The following is a 1517-nucleotide window of genomic DNA, read 5'->3' as shown; positions in this document are numbered from 1 at the left end:
ACTTACCGAGAATTGCGACTGCTCGAACTCGAAATTCTACGCACCCAATACAAAAACCAAATGGCGACCCAGATTCAGGACATCATTTGGCTGGACGTGGACATGATGTTCGGCATCGAATACGAGGAATTCCCCGCACAAATTGCACAAGTGGCCATGTGGCTCATCGACCACCAAATGAACATGCGCATCAGCAATGAATTTGGACAATATTTTGCCCGTTTACCACTCAAAAAAGCCGCGACCATCGTACACGCCGATGCTTTAGAAACCGACTGGCAAAGCATTGTTCCCAGCAACGAACTGTCGTATATTCTCGGAAACCCGCCCTTCATTGGTTCTAAAATCATGAAGCAAAACCAACGCGACCAAATTGTCAAGCAATTTGAGAATGCAGACGGAAGCGGTGTCTTAGATTATGTAACAGGTTGGTACATCAAAGCCGCCAAATACATACAAGATACCAAAATTAAAGTAGCGTTCGTTTCTACAAACTCCATTGTGCAAGGCGAACAAACCAGTATTCTTTGGGGGCAAATGCTCAATAAATATGGCATCAAAATTCATTTTGCACACCGTACTTTCAAATGGAAAAACGAAGCCAAAGGCAATGCCGCCGTTTATTGCGTCATTGTCGGTTTTGCCAACTACGACACCAACAACAAAAGCATTTTTGAATACGAAGACATAAAAGGCGAAGCCCACGAACTCAAAGCCAAAAACATCAATCCCTATTTGGTCGATGCCAAAGATTTATTGATTGATAAAAGTTCAAATCCTATTTGTAATGTACCTAAAATGAGTTTTGGCAATATGCCTTTAGACGGTGGACATTTACTATTATCAGACGAAGAAAAAATAACTTTTCTGCAAATAGAACCACATGCCGAAAAATTCATCAAACCTTTAATTTCTGCTTACGAGTTTCTTAATGGCCAAAAGCGTTGGTGTATTTGGCTGGTAGGAGCAGAACCAAGCGAATTAAAAAAATTACCTGAAGTATTAAAGCGTGTTGAAGCTGTGAAAAAATTTAGGCTTAATAGTGTTGCGCCTTCCACACAAAAATTTGCAGCAACACCAACTTTATTTCGCGATAGAAACCAGCCTGAAACTTATATTGTCGTTCCACGTGTTTCCTCTGAGAATAGGCCTTATATCCCTTTTGGTTTCTTTGATAAAGATTCAATTGTTAGTGATACTTGTATGTCTATCCCTAACGGCAACTTATTTCACTTTGGCGTTTTAATGTCGGCGATGCACATGGCTTGGGTCAAAACGGTTTGTGGCCGATTGGAAAGCCGTTATCGTTACTCAAAAGATATTGTTTACAACAATTATCCTTGGCCGCAAAACCCCACCGACAAGCAAATCAAAGCCATTGAAGCGGCAGCGCAAAAGGTATTAGACGTTCGGACAAGTTTCCAGCTCCCTTCCGATGGAGGGCTGTCCGCAGAACGGGGTGGTTCAAGTTTGGCCGATTTATACGACCCGCTGACCATGCCGCCCGACTTAGTCAA

1 protein-coding gene is annotated in these 1517 nt (G+C 42.3%); it reads left to right on the top strand.

The features are described from left to right. Window positions 1-1517, top strand: a 1517-nt coding sequence (locus tag BM090_RS18620) for a type IIL restriction-modification enzyme MmeI (protein ID WP_177200016.1), incomplete at both ends; no start/stop codon positions are given.

Origin of the sequence: Flexibacter flexilis DSM 6793 (genome assembly GCF_900112255.1) — a bacterium.
Lineage (GTDB): Bacteria > Bacteroidota > Bacteroidia > Cytophagales > Flexibacteraceae > Flexibacter > Flexibacter flexilis.
This window is presented reverse-complemented; position numbering and strand designations above follow the sequence as displayed.